Raw genomic sequence first — 20,252 nt, forward strand, 5'->3', positions numbered from 1 at the left:
CCCTTAGTCGCTGCTGCTTTTAAGGGCGTTCAACGACTTGGCTTGTTCTGTCTTCGGGAGGTTCATCACCTCCTGAAGCTTTTCCAAAAGCTCAGGGTTGCTCACTAGTGCAGGAATCAGGTCCGCTAGGGTATTGAGCTGACTCTCGTCAGCTTGCGAGAGTGCCAGGATCGCGTCAGCCATTCGCGCGCTTTCAGCGAGCAGGTAAGACGCAGGCACCTCTAGCACTTCGGCCATTGTTTCAAGGCTTTCGAAGCCGATCGCAGTTACTTGATGCTCGTAGCGATTAATACGCACCGCGCCTCGTTCCTTCCCCATGCCCATCCTGTCGCCCAAGGAGCGTTGACTGAAACCACGCATCTGACGGGCTTGGATAAGCCTGGCAGCAAAAAAGGCGTGGATTTTGGACTTGGGCACCGAGAGGAACAGATCTGAGGCGGTTATCGAGCATGACGGAAGCTCCGTTCCTGTGGCAGACTTTAACTAACAGTTATAGGTCTATCTCCATTGAGGATCAATGCCGAGAAGCCCTACGGACATGGAGCAGGGGAATGAGCGAGGAAAACCACTACGAAGTCCTTGGGGTACGCCCCGAGGCACCGCTCTGGGAAATAGAACTGGCATACAAGGGCCGACGAAGCCAGTACCACCCTGACCGCTACGCTGCGGGGGACGAGGCGTCCGTGGCATGGGCAACGGCCAAGATGCAGGCCGTCAACAAGGCCTACGCCGTCCTAAAGGACCCGGACCAACGCGAGCGCTTCGACCGTACCCAAGCGTCGGCGAGGCCAGCTGATCCGAGTCCCCGAACGGAGCGAGCCAGGGCCCCAGAGCCTCCGCCGCTTAGCTCACTTCGAGAGGCACTAGAAGGGCTCGAGTTTAGTAACGAGCCCTTCGAGCGCGTGTTCGTGGCTCCCCACATCCCCAGGAAGAAGCTCCTGGGCGCTCTGGACAGCTACGGGGAAGGACTGCGAGCCCAAGACATAGTCGTGCTCATCGACGACACGGTATTCGGTGGTGCCAGGGAAGGCGTGCTGATCACCGAGGCCCAGATCCGGGGCAAGGCCAAGTTCGAATCGGTGGATATCCGCCTGCTGGGCTGCCTAGCCCAGATCACGGCCCACGGCGCCCACGTACGGATCCATGGCGAGCCGTTCATCAGCTTGAGCATCCCCAACCCAGATGACCTGCGACTGCTGTTCGAGGCCGTCAGTGAGCATCTGAAACAAATCCACTAACTCCAACCAACGAGGAAACACATGAGGTACTTGATAGGCGTGTACGGCGTGACCGTACTCATCGCTGCGATCTGCTTCGATATCTGGGGCCGCTACGCGTACAAGGGGTTCTTCTACAACCTAGGCCAAGCATTGGTCTGGCCCGCTGTCATGTTTCCGTCAATCGGGAAGCTGGTCAGTGGCGTGATCTGGATCGTTGTGATCATCGCCGTACTGGCGCTCGTAAGGAGGCGGTAAGCATGCTGGTAAGAACGTTGCTTCTGTCAATACTCGTGGTGTCACTCAGTGGTTGCAAGAGCGATCTGGACAAAGTCCGTGGCGAGTTTATCGATAGCTGCATGAGTAGTGGTGCTCCGAAAGCCCAGTGCTCCTGCGCGATAGACAAGTTGCAGGCGCACTACGGCGAAAAGGGATTGGTCGCCATAGATGAGCGCGGCTATCCACCAATGGGCTTTGCCGAGCAAGTACAGGTTGCTGCCAGTCAGTGTCGATGAGCTTAGCTTCCTGGTAAGTACAGGGGGTCCATGGTCCCGGTACTTACCTGGAGAGCTAATCAACTTTCAGAGTCGCTTCAACCAGATGTGCAGATGCTGAAAGGCATCTCACGTTATATCAACCAATGCCCTCACGGGCTTCGAAGGATCATCAATGAAAATCAAAGGATTGCTCGCTGCTGCAGCATTCTCAGTCATAGCACTGTCGGCTTGCACCAAGGCAGAGACTCTTTCGCGCGAAGGCGATATCAACCTGGCGGGATGCAAGGTTCCTGCAGGACTGACAACGGAACAGGTTCAGGCGGTGCGTTGTACACCTGTCTCTGCGACCGCTCCCGTAGAAGCTCCCGTGGCGTCAGAGGCAGAGAATGAAGCGGCAATCAATGAAGCGCTTGCTCCGCAGGCAGCGATGAACGGGCACGACGAAGAGAATATTGGTGCGCGCAAGATCGTGAAGGGTGATCTGAACGGTGATGGTGTCGAGGACCGCGCTGTGCTTTTCGTACTGGAGGGAGGAGGCGGAAGCAATGCCTACTCCACGCACCTGGCTGCATTCCTCAGTGAGAGCGGAAAGTTGAAGTTCATCTATTCCACGCCGGTGTCGGGCTACGGAGAGGAGGTGCAGGGCATATCCTACGGCGATGGAATGGTGAAGATGAAGAAGCTAGGGCAGGGGGAAGGCGATGCCATGTGTTGCCCGACGGCTGAGTACGAAGTGGACTACCTGCTCAAAGATGGGAAGTGGCTGGAGATCTATCCCGAGGATGACGGCACTGCTCAAGCTCTTTGATGGAAGAACATGATGCTTTCTGTGAATTTCTACACAAACATGCATAAGGTATGAGAGATGCCGGATAGACGTGAGAAGCCAATCAATCCTCCTTCAGATGCCTAACGTGCAATAGAAGGGGAGGTAAAGAAGGGACTGCGCACTTACCGTTTCTCTCTAACAACCTGGTGCGGCAATGTTTGAGCCGCTCCAAAGAGGTCACCCGCTAGCGTGGGTGGCCTTTTCTTTTTTTTAAGAGAGAGAAGCTTCATATGGCGACGTTTCATTTCGAGGTGAAGACTGGTGGGAAGGGCAGGGCGGCACCGCACAGCCTTTACATAGCCAGACAGGGTAAGTTTCGAGGACGAGACGATTTGGTGCTGACCGGTAGCGGGAACTTGCCTTTCTGGGCAGATGGCGATCCAGTAAAGGTATGGAAAGCTGCTGATGCGCACGAGAGGGAGAACGGAAGCGCGTATCGAGAAATGATCGTCGCGCTTCCAAATGAACTCGGTGCAGCGGGTCTCCGCGACTTGGTGGAGGACCTTGTCAGACTGCTGGCGGGATCCAAACCATATCAGTTCGCGGTGCATGAGCCCCAGGCTTCACTCGATGGCAGGGTCAATACGCACATGCATCTGATGGTTTCGGATCGGTTGCCAGACGATATCGAACGGGATGAGCGTCAGATGTTCCGGCGATACAACGGTGTACGGCCTGATGCAGGTGGGTGTAGGAAAGATGGCGGCGGAATGACCCGTGTGCAGTTGCGTGACAGATTGATTGCATTGCGATGCAATGTGGCTGCTGTGCTAAATCGCCATCTGGAACGGCACGGCTATGAGGGGGTGCTCGACCACAGGACCTTGGAGCAGCAGGGTGTCGCACGTCGCCCTGAGCGTCACTTGGGGCCCGCGCGGATCAGGGCAATGTCAGTAACGGAGAGGCTGGCGTACGTCGATAGAAGGCGGGCATTTCAGGGCCAAGGCTTTCTTTGATTGTCTCTCCGGTGCGGTCCGAAAGACTTGGACCATTCCCCCAAAGCATCTCGCACTCGATGCTACTTTGCCCCAATTGGGGCAAAGTAGCATCGAGTGCACTGTTGTCGGCCCACAAAAGACGTTGAGCGCGCTCGGACGTCGTACTTGGCTTCAAAAAAGAAAGGCCGCCCCGAAGGGCGGCCATAGTGAAAACCTTGGAAGGCTTAAAGATGACCCCTGGCACCGAAGACGACCGGGTTAAGTATGATCAAGTGCCTGCCTGAGCGTCGGAGGTAGTTCTCCCGCTCCACTCGAATCACCCCGTCTGCCTCCAGCAAGTCCAGGGCAGAGCAAAACCGACCCTGATGGCGGATTGGCCCATTCTTCCGGACATCGTTGCGAGGTGCGTGATTGTAGTTGCGTTCCCAATAGCGCGTGCACAAGTAATCCTTCAATGCCAACGCGTCCTTCTCGTCTTCAGGAAGGTCATTGTGGCTACCAAACTTCTCCTTGAACTCCCTGAAATAGAACTCGACGATGGAAAGCGCACGTTCCAGCGTCGCTCGCTCGACTACATCGCCCTCAAGCCCCTCGAAGTGATGGAGGATGCCAGCCACCCTGCTGGCAATCTCTACGGACTTGGAGGCAAAGTCGCGCATTTCCTCATAGGCACCGCCCTTCCCGATCTGCAGCTCAATCAGGTTCTGAGCCTCGACCCACCTTGCCCTTGCATCGGGGGAGAAGCGAAGAATCTTCTTGCTGCGATCACCGGTAGCATGGCGAGTATCGCGTTCGTGGAGGAGCTCGGTGATCCTGCTGTGAAAAACGTCGAGCGCAGGGTGGCGCGAGCTGCCGTCTTCGCGACGGTTCTTGGTCACCCGGTGACCCTGCGTTGACTCGGGATGACACAGCAAGAAGCGGGCCAGAAAGCCGGAAGCTCGTGCCATGTTGTTCGGCTTGTCCAAAAATGCGTTGAAAGGCCCTTCCTGGATCATGAAGCTGAGCGTCAGTCGAGGGGCGTAGACCTCGATGATCTCTTTCGCAAGATCAAGCGTCGCGATAGCGGGGCCGTCCCATACCTTGTTGAGCGTGCCAAGACCGCGGGCCGCACCGCTTTTCACGAAGGTTTCGCCTTCATCTGAAAGAAGTGCTATGGACTTGCTCTGCCCTCGCATCGCATTGATCAAAGCGCGCTCCGTAGTGTTCTTCAGCACGATGCGCTTGAGTGCGGGCTTGGAGGGTTCCGCTGCCATGCACGCATCGTAGCGTTCGCGCAACTCACGCGGCTCATCGAGAACAGATTTGGCAATCATTCGATCTAGTGCTTTCTGAGTAGCGTTCCAGTACCGACGCTCCGCCTTGTACTTCTCCGAAGCAGTTTTGTAGGCTTCAGTCTGTGCAAGTTCGTACTCATAGATCGGCTTCAAAACAAGGTTGTCGGTTGACGTTTTGCGCTCACCCGAGTCCCCAATGGTGGCCAGGAAGAGTGCGCATGGGGTCGTTTGGCCGATGGGCAACATCATGTCGATGTCAGCCTGGCAGGCAACGGACATGGCAGTCAGGAACGAGCTGGCAATCATGGCATCCGGTGATTGAACGGCATCCATTACCTCGTCGAAGGCCCGCTCGACGGTTTCGTAGAACTGATTCGCCGGGAATGGGAAGGTAGGGATGTGCTTGTTCATTTGCTGTCCTTGCTGGTAGCGGTCTTCCCCATGGCTTTGGCCTGGAGATCCATCAGTTCCTTGAAGCGCGCCGGATGCAACTTCAGGCCTTGTGCCTGAAGGACTTCCAAGATGGCCTTCTGGGTCACTTGCCTATCCAACAGCTCCAAGATGGTTGGGTACAGCATGGCGAACAGTTGGGTGTTCCGATGCTGTTGCTTGGGCTGCAATGCCTTCAGCGCATCGGTGCAGCGGTTTGCCTGGTCCTGCAAGCTGCGATCAGGTTCATTGGACGGGGGAGTGCAGATATTCATGGTCGCCCTCCTTAGTACGCCGCGTGCGCGTTGGCGCAGGCGCGGACATAGGCCATCACTTCCGACCGCCACCACACTGAAGGGGAGCGGCCGGACGTGCCCAGCTTGAAAGGCTTGGGGACTCGGGGGTCATGGGACGGCAGCCTCGGATTAAGGCGGGCATACCAAGTGCTCTTGCTGATGCCCACAATGGACAGCACCTCAGGCAGGCGGATTGCTTGGTCCTGGACTGGGGCGCGCTGCAGCGAATGAAGGATGGCCTCCAGGCGCTCAAGGGTGCTCGAGTCGATCTCGTGCGGAGTGGCGCTGAGAGAGCTTGCAGCGCCTGCCGAGTTGGTCAAGGCGCGGCGACGGGTTGTGTGGCGGGAATAGGCTGATGATGCGTTGTGGGACACGAGTATCTCCTTGTCTGCGCAGGGCCGGCGGCCTTGCTGCGGAGGAGATGATCGTTGAGGCGTAGTATGCCGGTCTAAGCAATAGCTAGCTAACGGCTTTACATATTCACATTTTTGTGCTTGGCGGCTCCTTGTTTCTCTTCGAACTCTTCCCGTACCCGGTCATAGACAGGCTTCATTCGCTTATAGGGCTTCCCGGACTTCCCCCACTTTGTTAACGCATCGGCGACGCGATTATCAATGTGCTCATCAGTTGGCTTTCGCTTTTGCACGTGCTCGTCGTAGGCCTGCAGTGCCTCAGCGCCACCGGGATGGACTCGGATCTGCTTCACGATCGCTTCGATGACCAAATGCATGCTCTCTAACTTGTTGGGAACGATGAAGTTTCGCATCACCTCAAACGCGATTTCTTCAAGGGCATCCCTGCAGGAAAGAGGCGCCTTTGAGGCGCTTTCGCGCTTTGACTCGGACTCGGTCTTCGGGGAGTAGGTCATTCCTAGGTAGAAATTGCATTCCAGCAGCGCGTGGAGAGCTCGGAGAGAGTCTTGTTGATTGAACGCGTTCCGTGCCTCGATCCAATAGGCGATTGCGACCTCAAGAATGTCGTCAATCTTGATCTTCGCGCGTGGCTTCAGTTCTTCGTGTTGACGTTTCAGTTCTTCGAAACGTTCAGGAAACGAGAAGATGCATGTCTGATGACCGTCTTCGTCCTGTGTGATCGTAGTGTCCGCCCACGTCTGGGCGAGTTCATTGCTAAGTGCTTCGTAGTCGCTTGCATTCTTGATGATTGACTGCTGCTTCCACTGTGCATACGCAGTTGCATTCTTTCGTTCTCTAAGCTCTGCGCATGTCTTCTTCCATAAGACTTCGAAGGGGCGTGGATCATTCTGTCGATTGATGTGCTTGCTATGGATCTGGTTGAGCAATCGGTCGAACATGCAGTTGAGATCGGGCAGGTCTTGGCTGCTGTTGTATCTGCTGCTGGGGCGCCGGCGCGGCGCAACGACCGTTGTAACCAGGGCGCGCTCTGATGAGCGTAGTGGCGAGGATGGAAGCCTGGAGGAGGCTTTTGAGCGACTCAACTTAACAATTCCTTCTGTGGTTCTACTCCCTTGTATTCTGGACAAATGGGCTTGGTGTTTCCAGCAGATTGGGACTTGAAATCCTGGGCGATTCAAACGGGGCGGAGCAATTGTCACTTCCTGTGTGCCACGTGCAGTTGGTTGCGATACGCCTCCGGTGAGGAGCATGTTTACGGTACAACCGGTTGGTACAGGTGGTGCGTGGACACTTGTGGCGGGGACTCGCGCCGCTGTCCGAGTACTTGGCGACCACTGATCACAGCTTCACCCATGCCGAGCTCTGAGCCTGGTGAAGCTGGCCAGCCTCACCAGCGCAACTTCCACCTGTGAACTTTCAGGGCTTAATCGGAGCGCGCCAACGTTCAAGCTTTCCTTGCCCCGTGTGGGGCTAACAAGGAGACGAACATGGCAAAGGGTAATGGTGGATCGGCTGGGAAGGCCGGTGGTGGCTCGAAGGGCGGCTCGACTGCTGGCGGCGCTCGAGGCCCCGCTGGGTGGCCGTCGACCAAGCCTGGGATGCCGTCTGGCGGCAACCGCACCAACGCCCCTGCGAAGCGCTGATTACGGATCGATCAGCCAAGCTGGGGGCAGTGGGCCTGTCGACGGGGCCGGGGGTGGGTAGCGGTGTCTATGCCGCTCCCACCATCCCAGATAGGCCTCCCGCCAGCCCGTGCGGTCCATGTGGCCCGCGGTGGTTGGGTGGTCTGGCAGGAGCAGGCTCAACAAGAGTGCGGCCATCAGGTAGGTTTCAAGCAGGTCCGCTTGGTCATCGAGATCAGATGCTTTCGCTTTGAGGGTCCAGAGTTGGGTGTGGACCAGTGCCCTGAATGACTTTCGAGTCAGCGGGGCCTTGCCACTTCTCAAGCCGCGAACGAACCGATCGCCCTCGCCAAGCCGTGTCCCTGATAGATCTGCTTGGGCGGCCATGTCCGCGATAGAGAGCGGGCGCTCAGGCCAGCTGCCTTTGCGCAAATAGTGGCCGACGGCGCCGATGAAATCTACGAGGCGCGCGGCAGGGTCAGCCGGGGTGTGGCGACGCCGATGGGTTGGTCCAGGTGGTGCCAACAGCACTGCAAATCTGGGGAGACCAACCAAGGCATCTGGCACCCCGGTCCGTCCAATCCAATGCCCGATTTCGTGGTCGACTGCTGCCAGGAATGACAGCGCCATGTGGGCGCGTCGGTTCAGGGCCAGATTGAAGGCGGCTCGCTCAGGTGCGGTCAGCTCCAGCGTCGGACCTCGGATACCTGCCACCGCCAACGGTGCGCAGTACGCAGGCCCAAGCTCGGACTGCGGGCCTATCTCGTCGAAAAAGCCAGACACGTCTGTGTCCGACAACTGGCAAAGCCGTTTGTCTGACGCATCGAACATGGCGACCAGCTCTCGGGTCGCTGGTGCTGTGTGATCGTCGAGCAAACCCAGCCCGTAAACCATGATCGCCGAGTGCCCCTGGGGGATGTTTTCCTTGAATCCACGGAATTCGGCGTCAGGGACGCCGCGTTTCTGAAGCATGCGTAGCAGTAGAGAGTCCGAATACGCTTCGACTTGCTCGCGCTTGGCCATGAAGGCAGCGAAGCCACGGCCACGTCGATAGTTCATGTGGTTCAGACCCGTGGCGTACTCGAAGAACGCAGCGGGGGCCATGCCCACAAGCTTGTGAGCAACCTCGATATGGAGAGCGAAGAGCATTGCTTATCTCATACTACTAGTGGAAGGGCGAAATCAGCCCATGCTTGCATCATTGGGCGTCGCTGCTCCAGCAGATCAGTGCGGTGATAGGCGCCTTCTACTCTCTTAGGGAGACTTCGCGTCATATTCTCCTCAATGTACCCACTCCAGAAAAATGAACGAAAAATGCGAAAACGTCCGAGAAAAAATCTCCTTGGAAAACCTAGGTGCCGTTTACGATCCAGATTTTCCGAGCACCCGCTTTTTTACGAGTACGATGGAGAGAGAGAAGTTCTACCAGGGGAGATGGTATCTCATGCCATTCTGCTCTGGCACGAGAAAATGCTTGCAATCCCTTTGACGATACCAGCGACTTTTGGGAATTTGCGGCGCAGGATAAGCTGCTGGCGATGAGTGACAGACCTGTACTGTGTATGGGGAGGGAAAGGCGGGTCGCTCAGCATGGCGCTGGTGATCGATTGCCATACCCAGCAACTGTTGGGTTGGCACCTGTCACAGACCGGCAAGGCCAGCATCACCTCCGCCACGTGGGTGCAGGCGCTGAGTACGCGCTCTTTATTGGACTCTGGGCGTCACCCGACCCTTAGCCGACGCCCGTAGCGCGCAGGCAAGTCTTGAGCGAATGCCGTGAAGCGTTCGTTTAGCGGTCGGTCGGGGTGCGCCGTTCCCGATACCACGCTCCGAACTGTCCGTTGTGCGTGAATCGACGCAACTCGAATTGTCCCGACTCGTGAATGACGTGACGCCAGCGGGAGCAGCCGTACTTTCGTGGCGTTTGCTGAGGATGGTGCTCGGCAGTGGGCCGAGTGCAACTGCACGCCGCCGAATGCGTCCAAACCTTCATATCCGGGCGTGTAGGGATGCCGCCAAGTACCTGTAGCGCTGATCACTGCACGTGTGTGCCACTGCCGGCCGTCATCTGCTTCCACCAGCAGCCGGTTCCCCGAGCGGCTGATGCGTTCCACCTGCACGGGACGGATGACGGGCAGCGCATATTTGTGCTCGTAGCACGCGAGGTAGTTGAGCACTTCCGCCTGCGAAGGGTACGGTTCCCGGGTGGCAGGCATCGGCCAACCGGGAATCGAGCTCCAGCCCGCCGGCGAGAACAGATGCAAGGATTCCCACGCATGCTGCCACGCCCCGCCAGGAGACGTTTCGGCATCAAGAATCACATAGGACAGCCCGCTGCGACGCAGGAAGTAACCGGCCGCCAGCCCGGCCTGACCGCCTCCAATTACCACCACATCGATGCTGTCCATCTGGACTTCCTCGCGCTGCAGCACTCAGGCGGCGTTCTTGTGCTGCTGGTCGGAGACATTGAGTGCATCCAAGTAACGCTCGGCGTCCAGCGCTGCCATGCAGCCAAACCCCGCCGAGGTGATCGCTTGGCGGTAGTGCTGGTCGGCCACATCGCCGGCGGCGAACACGCCTTCCACCGAGGTCTGGGTCGCATTGCCGCCAAGGCCCGAGCGGATGTCCAGGTAGCCGTTGTTCATCGCCAACTGGCCGTCGAACAGCTGGGTGTTCGGGTGGTGGCCGATGGCCACGAAGAACCCGTGTGCATCGATGTCGCGGGTACTGCCGTCTAGGGTCGACTTCACGCGCACGCCGGTCACGCCGGCCTCGTTGCCCAGCACTTCCTCCACCTGGTGGTGCCAGACGGTTTCGATCTTGCCGGCTTCAACCTTGGCGAATAGCTTGTCCTGCATGATCTTTTCCGCCTTCAGGGTGTCGCGGCGATGGATCAGGTAGACCTTGCGGGCGATGTTGGACAGGTACAGCGCTTCTTCCACGGCGGTGTTGCCGCCGCCCACCACTACCACGTCCTGGTCACGGTAGAAGAAGCCGTCACAAGTGGCGCAGGCGGAAACGCCGCGGCCCTTGAATTCCCCTTCGGTCGGAATGCCCAGGTACTTGGCGGTGGCGCCAGTGGCGATGATCAGCGCGTCGCAGGTGTACTCGGCGCTGTCGCCGATCAGCCTGAACGGGCGCTGGGACAGGTCGGCAGTGTGGATGTGGTCGAAGATGACCTCGGTCTTGAAGCGCTCGGCATGCGCCTGCATGCGCGTCATCAGGTCCGGGCCCATCAGCCCGTGGGCATCACCCGGCCAGTTGTCCACTTCGGTGGTGGTCATCAGCTGGCCGCCCTGTTGCAGGCCGGTGATGACCACCGGCTTGAGGTTGGCGCGGGCGGCGTAGACGGCGGCGGTCCAGCCGGCCGGGCCGGAACCAAGGATCAGCAATGGAATGTGTCGGGTGGTGCTCATGGCTCAGTGGCTCCGTGCATCGGCAGGAAAGTAGCGTTTGCCCAGCCGTAAGGCGACATGGACCAGCAGGATCAGCACCGGCACTTCCACCAGCGGGCCTATGACTGCGGCGAATGCGACCGGCGAGGCCAGGCCGAAGGCGGCAATGGCCACGGCGATCGCCAGTTCGAAGTTGTTGCCTGCTGCAGTGAACGCGATCGCGGTGGTGCGGGGGTAGTCTTTGGCGATCAGCTTACCCATGAAGAAACTGATGACGAACTGGATGATGAAGTACAGCGTCAGCGGGATCGCGATGCGTACCGCGTCCATCGGAATCCGCAGCACGTCGCCGCCCTTCAGGCTGAACATCGCCACGATGGTAAACAGCAGTGCGGCAAGGGTTATCGGACTGATTGCAGGCAGGAATTTCTCTTCATACCAGCGCACACCCTTACGCGCCTTCAGCCATCGACTGGTGAGGAAGCCCGCCAGGAACGGGATGCCAAGGTAGATCAGAACAGCCTCGGCGATGGTCCAGAAACTAACATCGATGATGCTGCTCTGCAGACCGAACACCGGGGGCAACCAGGAAAGGAAGAACCACGCGTAGACGCTGAACAGCGCGATCTGGAAGATCGAGTTGAATGCCACCAGTCCAGCAACATACTGGGCGTCGCCGCGGGCGAGCTGGTTCCACACCAGCACCATCGCGATGCAGCGGGCCAGCCCGATCAGGATCAGACCGGTCATGTACTCGGGGTAGTCGCGCAGGAACAGCACGGCCAGGCCGAACATCAGGAACGGACCGACGATCCAGTTCTGCAGCAGCGAGAGCATCAACACGCGCTTGTCGGCGAAAACCCGCGGCAGTTCTTCGTACTTCACCTTGGCCAGCGGCGGATACATCATCAGAATCAGGCCGATCGCGATCGGGATGTTGGTCGACCCTATGGAGAGGCTGTTCAACGCGCTGGGCACTCCCTCGAACAACGCCCCCAGGCCGACGCCGAGCGCCATGGCGGCGAAGATCCAGAGCGTGAGGTACCGGTCCAAGAAGGACAGGCGGGAGGTATCAGTGGTCATGGCATTTTCCGGAAAGACGGTCAGTTGATCTGCGCGATCGGCTCGAGCTGAGCCTTGAGCGCCTCGCGGTCGTCCCATGCGTTGTCGGGGACGTCGAGGAAAGCCTTCAGGCGCGCCTTGATGATCTGATGCGCGCGATAGAAGGCTTCGGCCTTCTGTTCGTCCGAACCTTCAACGCCGGCTGGGTCGAACAGGCCCCAGTGCACCCGCACAAAGTCGCCGAACACCACCGGGCAAGCCTCCACCGCCGCGCTGTCGCACACGGTGACGATCAGATCCATTGCAGCGGCATCAGCTTCGGCGAACTCGTCCCAAGACTTGCTGCGCAGGCCGTCCACCGGGAAACCCTCGCGCTGCAACTGAGCAATGGCAAACGGGTTGACGCGGCCGGCCGGCTGACTGCCTGCGCTGAAGGACTCGTAGCGGCCTTCGCCCCATTTTTTCAGGGTCGATTCGGCCAACACGCTCCGAGCGGAATTACCGGTACACAAGAACAAGACGCGACGGGTCATTTGAGCGATCTCTAAGGTAGGCTTGGTTAGCAGCCAGCGGGGCGTTCGCAGGACTGTTCGTCGGCACAGCAGTTTTCGGTGAGGTAGGCCAGCAGCTCGTTCATCGCCACAAACTCGGCCCGGTAGCAGATGGTCCGGCCACGCTGCTCTGCGTTGATCAAGCCCGCTGCCAACAGTTCCTTCAGGTGGAAGGAGAGGGTTGCGCCGGGCAACGAGAGCGCCTGAGCAATGTCGCCGGCGAGCTTGCCACCACTGCCGGCCTGCACCAGCAACCGGAAGATGGACAGGCGCGTGGCGTGGCCCAGGGCGGCGAGGGCGTGGGTTGCGTTCTTATGTTCCATGATTCTAGAATAATGGAATATATACCGCAGGACAACCCTCCGTGTTGCATAAGATTCCCAACGTGGTCCCAAGCGCCCTGGACATTCCGACGGCCGCCAAACTCAACGACCCGACTGCGCAACCGCACCGGCCACGCATCCTGATCCTATATGGGTCACTGCGGCCTCAGTCGTTCAGCCGCAAGCTGGCGCTTGAGGCGCAGCGGTTGCTGGAACAGCTCGGGGCGGAAACCCGCCTGTTCGATCCACATGAGCTACCGATCCTTGACTCGGTGCCAGCTACCCACCCAAAGGTGCAGGAGCTGCGCCAGGCCTCGCTGTGGTCGGAAGGCCACGTGTGGGTCAGCCCCGAACGCCACGGCACCCTTACCGCTGTATTCAAGAACCAGATCGACTGGCTACCGCTGGAAGAAGGCAGCGTTCGACCCACCCAAGGCCGCACGCTGGCAGTGATGCAGGTCTGCGGCGGCTCGCAGTCCTTCAACGTGGTCAACGCGCTGCGCGTGCTCGGCCGCTGGATGCGGATGGTGACGATCCCCAACCAGTCGTCGGTCGCCAAAGCCTGGCAGGAGTTTGACGACGATGGTCGAATGAGGCCTTCGGCGTATTACGATCGCGTGGTGGATGTAATGGAGGAACTGGTCAAGTTCACCCTGCTGGTGCGCGGGCGCAGCGACTATCTGGTGGACCGCTACAGCGAGCGCAAGGGCGCCGTTGAAACGGCGGCGCTGGCGGTTGCTGCAGGCGTGGTGGAGACCGTCTTGAACCAAGAGGAAAGTGCGTGAACGCTGTCATCTACCACAACACCAAGTGCGGTACCTCCCGCAACACCCTGGCGCTGATGCGCTTCGCCGGGATCGAACCAGAAGTGATCGACTACCTGGCCCACCCGCCTAGCCGTGCGCGGCTGGTCGAACTCATCGAGGCCGCAGGTTTAAGCGTGCGCGATGCCATCCGGCAGAAGGGCACGCCCTATGACGAGCTGGAACTGGGCGATGCGGCACTGAGCGACGACGCGCTGCTTGATGCGATGCTGGCGCATCCGATACTCATCAATCGTCCTTTCGTACAAACCGATGGAGGTACGCGTCTGTGCCGGCCTTCGGAAGTGGTGCTGGAGATTCTGCCGTCGCTGCCCGGACCATTCCGTAAGGAAGACGGGGAGTTGGTGACCGGACACGTCCGGACTTCGATGCCCTGATGCCCTTGCCGGGTTGAACTGGCCGCCGTTGGGAACCACAGGAGGCCATGCCTGGTGTCGCCGCTCGAACCCACAACAAGCGAAAGCGCTTGGCGCGTCTTCCTGGTGTTCCTGCGACTGGGCCTGACGTCGTTCGGCGGCCCGATCGCCCACCTGAGCTACTTCCGCCTCGAGTTCGTCGAACGTCGCCGTTGGCTGACGGACCGTAGCTACTCCGATCTGGTGGCCCTGTGCCAATTACTGCCAGGGCCGGCCAGCAGCCAGGTAGGCATGGCGCTGGGCCTGCATCGCGCCGGCTGGCCTGGCCTGCTGGCCGCCTGGGCAGGCTTTACCTTGCCATCGGCCGTGCTGATGATCCTGTTCGCCCTGGGCGTTGCCGGATACGAAGGCATCGTTGAATCAGGCTGGCTACATGGCCTCAAGATCGTGGCAGTTGCCGTGGTGGCGCAGGCAGTATGGGGAATGGCCCGATCCCTGTGCACGGACCGTTTGCGGGCAGGGATGGCCCTTTCCGCCGCCGTGTTGACGCTGGCAATGCCCTCGGTCGTGGGCCAGATAGTGGTGATCATCGTCAGCGGGCTGCTCGGTCGCTGGGCGCTGAAGATCGATCCGGCGCTCGGCCAGTCAGCCTGCAGCTATCCCGTCTCGCGAAGAACCGGCGCGGTGGCACTGATGCTGTTGGTGCTGCCGCTTGTTCTGCTGCCCGTGTGGGCAGTGGCTAGCGGCTCCCCCCTGGCCGTGCTTTTGGAGGGTGTGTACCGCGCTGGCGCCTTGGTCTTTGGCGGCGGCCACGTCGTCCTGCCGTTGCTGCAGACTGCTGTTGTCCAAAGCGGCACCGTGAGCACCGCGGATCTGTTAGCCGGGTACGCTGCGGCGCAGGCGGTGCCAGGCCCTCTTTTCACCTTTGCGGCTTATCTGGGGGCGATAGCCGACGGTCCGTTGGGGGGCTGGGCAGGTGGTATGTTGATGCTGGTGGTCATTTTCTTGCCTGCCGCTCTAGTCCTTGTGGGTGCGCTGCCGTTCTGGGAGTCCTTGCGTCAACGGAAAGATCTGCAAGCGGCAGTTTCAGGAATCAATGCCGGGGTGGTCGGAATCCTGCTGGCTGCGTTGTACGACCCTGTGTGGACGAGTGCGATCCATGACCGATGGGATGTCGCGACGGCGCTGATTGCGTTCGGGCTACTGGTCGTTGCGCATGCACCGCCATTTTTGGTGGTACTGCTAGCTGCCATTGTCGGCTGGGCGGTGGTGCTGTAGATGTCCCAGTGTGCCTCGAACTCGGTGAGCCGTTGCTCAGCTTCCTCGGCGGTGGCGCAGGTGTAGATGCGCTTGAGGTCGGCCGCCACTCCTAGTCGCCGCTTCCACGACACATACTTCAAGCTGTGCCTGACCATAGGCAACTCGCCAAACTCACCCTTGAGCGTCTTTCGACCGCGGCCGTTGCGGGTGTTGCCAGCACCGTTGGCCACCGGCTCGTGCTTCTCATGCCCCAAGTGCTCGGTCATCTCTGCATCGAGCGCCTTCTCAACCGAGCGTGTGCAGATTTCTGTGTAAACGGGTTTGCGCCTCCACACCGCAGCGAGCAGCGCTTGCAGCACCAAGTCGGTGTGCTGCGTGGGGCGCGTCGCCCAGCCGGGCGTATGCAGATTTTTTGTGGAAACGGATACCGGCATTCCGTTGAAAGATCTGCTGCCGGTAGCTCTTAGGGGATGATAGGCTGCGCTAGGGTTGCGAGGGTCTTGATGGTAAGGGCGCCCGCACGGAACATTGCTTCCCGCGCAGAAAGAGCCTTCGCCGCGCACTGGATTCGAAGTTGGTTTGGTTTTTCTGGTGTGAGTAACGTGGTGAGTAACATTTACGTTGGCCTGGTCTAATATTGTTTAGATTCAGTTGGATAGGTTCGCTTTTCGATTGATGGTGGGCCCACCACGTAATTCAATGCGTTGCGGTGTTTTTTCCTGCAATGCACGCATCCGGGGAATTGGCTGGTGCCCGTACTGCTGGAGCGAACTGCGCAGACTTCCGCGGCAATCCCAGCTTGTACTTCCGACATGAGCCAACGTCAGCGAGCGAGCTCGCGGCTCGGATATCGAGTGCAAGCTGCCGAACGAAGACCTCTGAATGATCCGCATAGGACGGGACCAGCATAAGAGCCGGCCCCGTCACTTACTTCTCGAATCCTGTTTGTTGGGCCGTTCTCAACGTTGCGTGGTCCGTTGAGCCGTTGCGGCAACAAGACGGGACGTCAGCCTGCCTGGCCCAGGCGTGCTTTGAGCTGCTGGATCTCTGCATCGCTGATGCCGATGGATTTCAGATAGCCCTCAGCACCGCCGTACTGCTGCTGTAATGTGGAGAGAAACATCTCCATGTTCTCCGGCGCAGTACCTGCCATGCCCGCCATCTTCCTGCCGATCTCCGGGTTCTGTCGGATGAGTTCCATCATCTGCGCGTTCATCGCACTGTCCTTGGGTTGTCCTTCCAGGTAGTGCGCGGAGATCGCGTAGTTGTGCACGATGTCGTCATCGGCAACGCCGGCCAGGTTCAGCAACAGGCCGGCGATGATGCCGGTGCGGTCCTTGCCCGCCGTGCAGTGGAACAGCACCGTGCCGTCCTTCTCGGCCGCGATGCGCTGGAACACCTGCTTGAACTGCGGCTGGCTGTGGCCGAGCCATTGCACATAGGCTTCGCCCAGGGAGTCGGGGAACGACTTCATCATTTTCGGCAGATCCATCTTCTCCGTACCCATCAGCGAGATGCGCTGGTAGTCGAAGCGGTCGTCGCTGGCCAGCAGGTCAGGCGACTGGGTCTGTTCATCGGCCGTGCGCAGATCGATGTCCAGCGTCACGCCGGCGGCGGCAAGGGCGTCGCGATCGGCGGCAGTCAATCGTCCAAGATCTGCCGTGCGGATGAACGCATTGGCGGGAATCGGACCACGGCTGCCTTGCAGGCCAGCGAAGGAACGCACATTCCAAGCACCCTGCAGCGCCATGACGCGTTGTGCGTCATCGGCAAGCGGCTGTGTGTTGCCGCTGCGCGTAGCGGTGGCCGCGGCGGGTGTATCGGCATGGGCGACGGCGCCGGTGCCGAGCACCGGAGCGAGCAGGGCCAGGGCGAGTGCGATCGGGGTGCTTCGCGTTTTCATCAGGGGGTCTCCAAGGATTAGAAATTGACGGTAACGTCGAAGCCATAGGTGCGCGGATCGTTGAAGATGCCGGTCTGCCCCAAGGCGCTGCTGTTGAGCTTGTAGAACAGGTGTTCCTCGTCCAGCAGGTTGCGCGCCCACAGCGAGAAGGCGATGGTCGAGCCGGTGGTGTTCAACGGCACGTCCACCAGCGCGACGCGGGCATTCACCACGAACGAACTGTCGGTGAGCATCTGGTCGTACTCGCTGGTGTAGTAGCCATCGGACCAGTTGCCGTCGAGGTGGAGCTTGAGTGCCGAGAAGTTGGCGAACGGCAGCAGGTAGTCGATGGATGCGCTGCCGGCGTTCTTCGGTGCCAGCAGCGGTTTGACCGTGACTTCGACGCCTGCGCCGAATGGATCGACGGCGGTCTGTGCATCGATCTTGGTGTATGCGTAGTTCAGGCCAAGGGTCAGGTTGTCCATCGGCATCACGCTGAATTCCAATTCGGCGCCACGTGACTTTCCGTTGGTCAACGCGTTGGTGGTGACCATGGTGGTGCGTGTCTCGCCACTATTGGGGTCGAACGGCAACGAGAAGTCCATCTGCTTGTGTTCGATCTTCGAATCAAACAGGGCCAGGTTCAGGCGCGCACGGTTTTGCCAGAACTGCGATTTGAAGCCGAGTTCGAAGGCCGTGACTTCTTCGGGATCGAAAGCGGTGTAGGTGGTGGAGCGGGAGTTGGCGCCGCCGGCTTTGAAGCCGGTGCTGTACTTGGCGTACACCATTGCGCTGTCGGTTAAGTCATACGCGATGTTGACCATCGGGTCGAAGCGGCTCCACGAGTCATCGAAGCGCAGCTGCGTGGCGACACCATTGACCGTATGCAGTTGGCCCTTCTTGTCATCCTGGGTGTAGCGGCCACCGGCGGTGAGGTGCAGGCGTTCCAGCGATGCCGGCGTCCAGGTGGCCTGGCCAAAGAAACCGAGGCTGTCCGTCCATGCTTTGCTGGCACGATCGATGCGGATCTTGGAAAGGTCGAGCGGGTTGGTTGCCGGGTTCACGGTGTAGCTGTTGCCATCCGCTCCCCAGCGCAGCATGTTCGGTGTCTGTGCATTGTCCCCGGCGGTCTCGTGGTAGTAGAACGCGCCGGCGAGGAACTCGATCTGTGAGGTGTTGCCGATCAGCTGCAACTCCTGGCTGTACTGGTGCTGGTAGACCTGCGCCAAGCTGTATCGCCCGAACAGCGTATTCGGACCACCATAAGCGGATGTGGCATCCACCAGGCCCATGTCGAACTGGCCCTGGGTGAGCTCGCGGTAGGAGCTGATCGATTTCAGTTCGAGGGTGTCGCTCAGGGTCCAGCCCAGATTGAGCAGATGGCCACTGGTGCGGCCGATGTTGTCTTCCTGCGGGCCGCCCAGGATCGAACGGCTGCGGCGGTCTTTGCTGGCGCGGGCACTCTGGAGGGGGCTCACCGCCGGGCCGGGAACCAGCATCTGCACGTGGTACGGCGTGGTCGCATCGTAGGAGCGGTCAAACGCGTACAGCGCGGAGAAGCTGTCGCTGGGCTGCCATAGCGCGCTGACGCGCGCGCCGCGCTTGTCGTAGCTGTTGAAGTCGCGCTCGCCGCGCATGGCGTTGTCGGTGGTGCCGCCGCGCTTGGCCTGCACCGCATCGATCTTGAAGCTAACGTCGCCCAGCTTGGGCAGGTCCAGGTGCAGGCCAGTGTTCTGGCCGCTGTAGTTGGAGACGCCGGCGTTGACGCTGCCACCGAATTCTCCCAGCGGTTGCTTGGTGACGATGCTGACCGCACCGCCTTCGGTGTTGCGGCCGAACAGGGTGCCTTGCGGTCCCTTCAGGACTTCGATGCGCTCCACGTCGTACAGCATGCTGCCCAGGCCCTGGGCACGGCCCATGAACACGCCATCGACATAGATGCCGACACCTGCATCGCGGGCGGGCTGGTTGGCGTCGCCGGAAGCACCGATGCCGCGTATGCCTATGTTCAGCGCCGAACTGCGGGTGGCGAACGGGGTAACGCGCAGTGAGGGAATGGAGCCGTCCGACAGGCTGCCGATCGATATCGCGCTGCGGTCCTTCAAGGCCTCGGCATCGACGACCGAGACCGAAATCGGGGTCTCCTGCAGGTTGGTAGCCCGCTTCTGTGCGGTGATGACGATCTGGTCCAGCGAAACCACATCGCGGCTGCCGCTATCCGCGCTTTCGGCGTCGTTGGCTACGGCCAGCTGGGGCAGGGCTGCCGCTATGGCGAGAGCGAGCAGGTGGGGGTGCTTCATGGCGGGGCGCATCGGATCCGTTCGCGGGGGAGTGGAAGACCGGGCGGATTCTGGGCGGCTGAAATTACAAATGAATGACCGTTCATTCACGCGTGACTGACGTACCATTCGGACACTTCACGTCTCCCAGCATGCGATGCCGCCCAATAAAGTCCTGTCCCCATCTGCCGACGAAGCCGCCAGATCACACGCCGAAGCGCAACGTCAACGGATCCTGGATGCTGCCCAGCAGTGCTTCATCGGACGCGGTTTCCACGCAGGATCGATCAGCGAAATCGCGGCCGAGGCGAACATCAGCCAGGGGCTGATGTACCGCTACTTTGATAACAAACGCACATTGATTCTGGCCTTGATCGAGCGGCAGCTCGCGCATGACCAGGAGGCCATGCGGCATCCTCCGAGACCGGCGGATCTGGTCGAGAACTTGCTGGTCTGCTACCAGCATTGGGCGCGTGGCGAGACCCTGGAAACGCGCGGCAGCACGATCGCCAGCGTGGTGCTGTTCGCGCAGATCAATGCAGAGGCGCATCGTGATCCGGTCATTGCCGAGGTAGTGCGCAATCACGACAAGCAGATAGGCGAGGCCATCGCACAGTGGTTGCGGCGTCACGATCAGGAGCGTGGCCGTGCATCGGACGAAGCGGCAGTCCAGCAACGCGTGCTGTTGCTGAGGGCGTTGGTGGAAGGCCTGGCGATGCGCGCGGTGCGCGATCCGGATCTGCAGGCAGATACCCTGAGAGGCGTACTCACTGCGGCGATCTCACAGGCGCTACCCGAGTAGAAGGGAAACCCCCAAAAGGGCACGCGGAGTCGCGCCCAACGT

General features: G+C 59.9%; 22 protein-coding genes and 1 pseudogene. 9 read left to right on the top strand and 14 right to left on the bottom strand.

Features of this window, described 5'->3' with window-relative positions; all coding sequences use genetic code 11:
- Positions 1-3: 3 nt before the first annotated feature.
- On the bottom strand, positions 4-417 hold the full coding sequence (locus ACVOLI_RS04445; RefSeq protein WP_481533684.1) for a helix-turn-helix domain-containing protein: 414 nt from the start codon (positions 415-417) through the stop codon (positions 4-6).
- Positions 418-551: 134 nt separating this feature from the next.
- Between ACVOLI_RS04445 and ACVOLI_RS04450 the strand changes: the two genes are divergently transcribed.
- The 5 genes from ACVOLI_RS04450 to ACVOLI_RS04470 all read left to right on the top strand — a co-directional run bounded on the left by ACVOLI_RS04450 (position 552) and on the right by ACVOLI_RS04470 (position 3,499).
- The gene (locus ACVOLI_RS04450; RefSeq protein WP_481533685.1) at positions 552-1,238 is read left to right on the top strand and encodes a J domain-containing protein; all 687 of its coding nucleotides are present in this window, start codon (positions 552-554) and stop codon (positions 1,236-1,238) included.
- A gap of 48 nt (positions 1,239-1,286) precedes the next feature.
- Positions 1,287-1,475, top strand: a complete 189-nt coding sequence (locus ACVOLI_RS04455) for a hypothetical protein (protein WP_481533686.1) — start codon at positions 1,287-1,289, stop codon at positions 1,473-1,475.
- A 2-nt stretch (positions 1,476-1,477) separates the two neighbouring features.
- Positions 1,478-1,732, top strand: a complete 255-nt coding sequence (locus ACVOLI_RS04460) for a hypothetical protein (protein ID WP_481533687.1) — start codon at positions 1,478-1,480, stop codon at positions 1,730-1,732.
- A 154-nt stretch (positions 1,733-1,886) separates the two neighbouring features.
- Positions 1,887-2,522 (top strand): hypothetical protein, encoded by a 636-nt coding sequence (locus ACVOLI_RS04465; RefSeq protein WP_481533688.1) that lies wholly within the window; start codon positions 1,887-1,889, stop codon positions 2,520-2,522.
- 251 nt (positions 2,523-2,773) lie between these two features.
- Entirely contained in the window at positions 2,774-3,499 is a 726-nt protein-coding gene (locus tag ACVOLI_RS04470) for a MobA/MobL family protein (RefSeq protein ID WP_481533689.1), read from the top strand.
- 206 nt (positions 3,500-3,705) lie between these two features.
- On the opposite strand, the gene ACVOLI_RS04475 is transcribed toward ACVOLI_RS04470, so the two are convergent.
- From ACVOLI_RS04475 to ACVOLI_RS04520, 10 genes are all read right to left on the bottom strand, one after another.
- Positions 3,706-5,166 (bottom strand): YfjI family protein, encoded by a 1,461-nt coding sequence (locus tag ACVOLI_RS04475; RefSeq protein ID WP_481533690.1) that lies wholly within the window; start codon positions 5,164-5,166, stop codon positions 3,706-3,708.
- On the bottom strand, positions 5,163-5,459 hold the full coding sequence (locus tag ACVOLI_RS04480; protein WP_481533691.1) for a hypothetical protein: 297 nt from the start codon (positions 5,457-5,459) through the stop codon (positions 5,163-5,165). The genes ACVOLI_RS04475 and ACVOLI_RS04480 overlap by 4 nt, the downstream gene beginning before the upstream one ends.
- Positions 5,460-5,470: 11 nt before the next feature.
- Positions 5,471-5,854 (bottom strand): helix-turn-helix transcriptional regulator, encoded by a 384-nt coding sequence (locus tag ACVOLI_RS04485; RefSeq protein WP_481533692.1) that lies wholly within the window; start codon positions 5,852-5,854, stop codon positions 5,471-5,473.
- A gap of 98 nt (positions 5,855-5,952) precedes the next feature.
- A complete protein-coding gene (locus ACVOLI_RS04490; protein WP_481533693.1) occupies positions 5,953-6,936 on the bottom strand; it encodes a hypothetical protein in 984 nt (327 codons plus the stop codon).
- A 561-nt stretch (positions 6,937-7,497) separates the two neighbouring features.
- A complete protein-coding gene (locus tag ACVOLI_RS04495) occupies positions 7,498-8,625 on the bottom strand; it encodes a hypothetical protein (protein WP_481533694.1) in 1,128 nt (375 codons plus the stop codon).
- Between the two features lie 572 nt (positions 8,626-9,197).
- Entirely contained in the window at positions 9,198-9,884 is a 687-nt protein-coding gene (locus ACVOLI_RS04500; protein ID WP_481533695.1) for an FAD-dependent oxidoreductase, read from the bottom strand.
- Positions 9,885-9,908: 24 nt separating this feature from the next.
- On the bottom strand, positions 9,909-10,892 hold the full coding sequence (gene trxB, locus ACVOLI_RS04505) for a thioredoxin-disulfide reductase (RefSeq protein ID WP_481533696.1): 984 nt from the start codon (positions 10,890-10,892) through the stop codon (positions 9,909-9,911).
- A 3-nt stretch (positions 10,893-10,895) separates the two neighbouring features.
- Complete coding sequence (gene arsB, locus ACVOLI_RS04510; RefSeq protein ID WP_481533697.1) at positions 10,896-11,954, bottom strand: ACR3 family arsenite efflux transporter; 1,059 nt, start codon at positions 11,952-11,954, stop codon at positions 10,896-10,898.
- Between the two features lie 20 nt (positions 11,955-11,974).
- A complete protein-coding gene (locus ACVOLI_RS04515) occupies positions 11,975-12,466 on the bottom strand; it encodes an arsenate reductase ArsC (RefSeq protein ID WP_312917350.1) in 492 nt (163 codons plus the stop codon).
- Positions 12,467-12,492: 26 nt separating this feature from the next.
- Positions 12,493-12,807 (bottom strand): ArsR/SmtB family transcription factor, encoded by a 315-nt coding sequence (locus ACVOLI_RS04520; RefSeq protein WP_312917353.1) that lies wholly within the window; start codon positions 12,805-12,807, stop codon positions 12,493-12,495.
- Between the two features lie 44 nt (positions 12,808-12,851).
- Here ACVOLI_RS04520 and arsH point away from each other — a divergent pair, with 44 nt between their 5' ends.
- From arsH to chrA, 3 genes are read left to right on the top strand one after another with little or no spacing between them, the layout of a single operon-like run.
- A complete protein-coding gene (gene arsH, locus ACVOLI_RS04525; RefSeq protein ID WP_481533709.1) occupies positions 12,852-13,592 on the top strand; it encodes an arsenical resistance protein ArsH in 741 nt (246 codons plus the stop codon).
- Complete coding sequence (arsC, locus tag ACVOLI_RS04530) at positions 13,589-14,008, top strand: arsenate reductase (glutaredoxin) (protein ID WP_481533698.1); 420 nt, start codon at positions 13,589-13,591, stop codon at positions 14,006-14,008. Before arsH ends, arsC begins: the two co-directional genes overlap by 4 nt.
- Before the next feature lie 54 nt (positions 14,009-14,062).
- On the top strand, positions 14,063-15,265 hold the full coding sequence (gene chrA / locus ACVOLI_RS04535) for a chromate efflux transporter (protein ID WP_481533699.1): 1,203 nt from the start codon (positions 14,063-14,065) through the stop codon (positions 15,263-15,265).
- Between the two features lie 134 nt (positions 15,266-15,399).
- Here chrA and ACVOLI_RS04540 read toward each other — a convergent pair.
- The 3 genes and pseudogenes from ACVOLI_RS04540 to ACVOLI_RS04550 form a co-directional block, all read right to left on the bottom strand.
- Positions 15,400-15,543: pseudogene (locus tag ACVOLI_RS04540) on the bottom strand (transposase); the annotation flags it as partial.
- 710 nt (positions 15,544-16,253) lie between these two features.
- Positions 16,254-17,150, bottom strand: a complete 897-nt coding sequence (locus tag ACVOLI_RS04545; RefSeq protein WP_481533700.1) for a tyrosine-protein phosphatase — start codon at positions 17,148-17,150, stop codon at positions 16,254-16,256.
- Positions 17,151-17,167: 17 nt separating this feature from the next.
- Positions 17,168-19,429 (bottom strand): TonB-dependent receptor, encoded by a 2,262-nt coding sequence (locus ACVOLI_RS04550; protein WP_481533701.1) that lies wholly within the window; start codon positions 19,427-19,429, stop codon positions 17,168-17,170.
- Positions 19,430-19,565: 136 nt separating this feature from the next.
- On the opposite strand from ACVOLI_RS04550, the gene ACVOLI_RS04555 reads away from it, so the two are divergent.
- A complete protein-coding gene (locus ACVOLI_RS04555) occupies positions 19,566-20,210 on the top strand; it encodes a TetR/AcrR family transcriptional regulator (RefSeq protein ID WP_481533702.1) in 645 nt (214 codons plus the stop codon).
- Positions 20,211-20,252: the final 42 nt, after the last annotated feature.

It is taken from the genome of Stenotrophomonas sp. STEN029 (assembly GCF_056760015.1).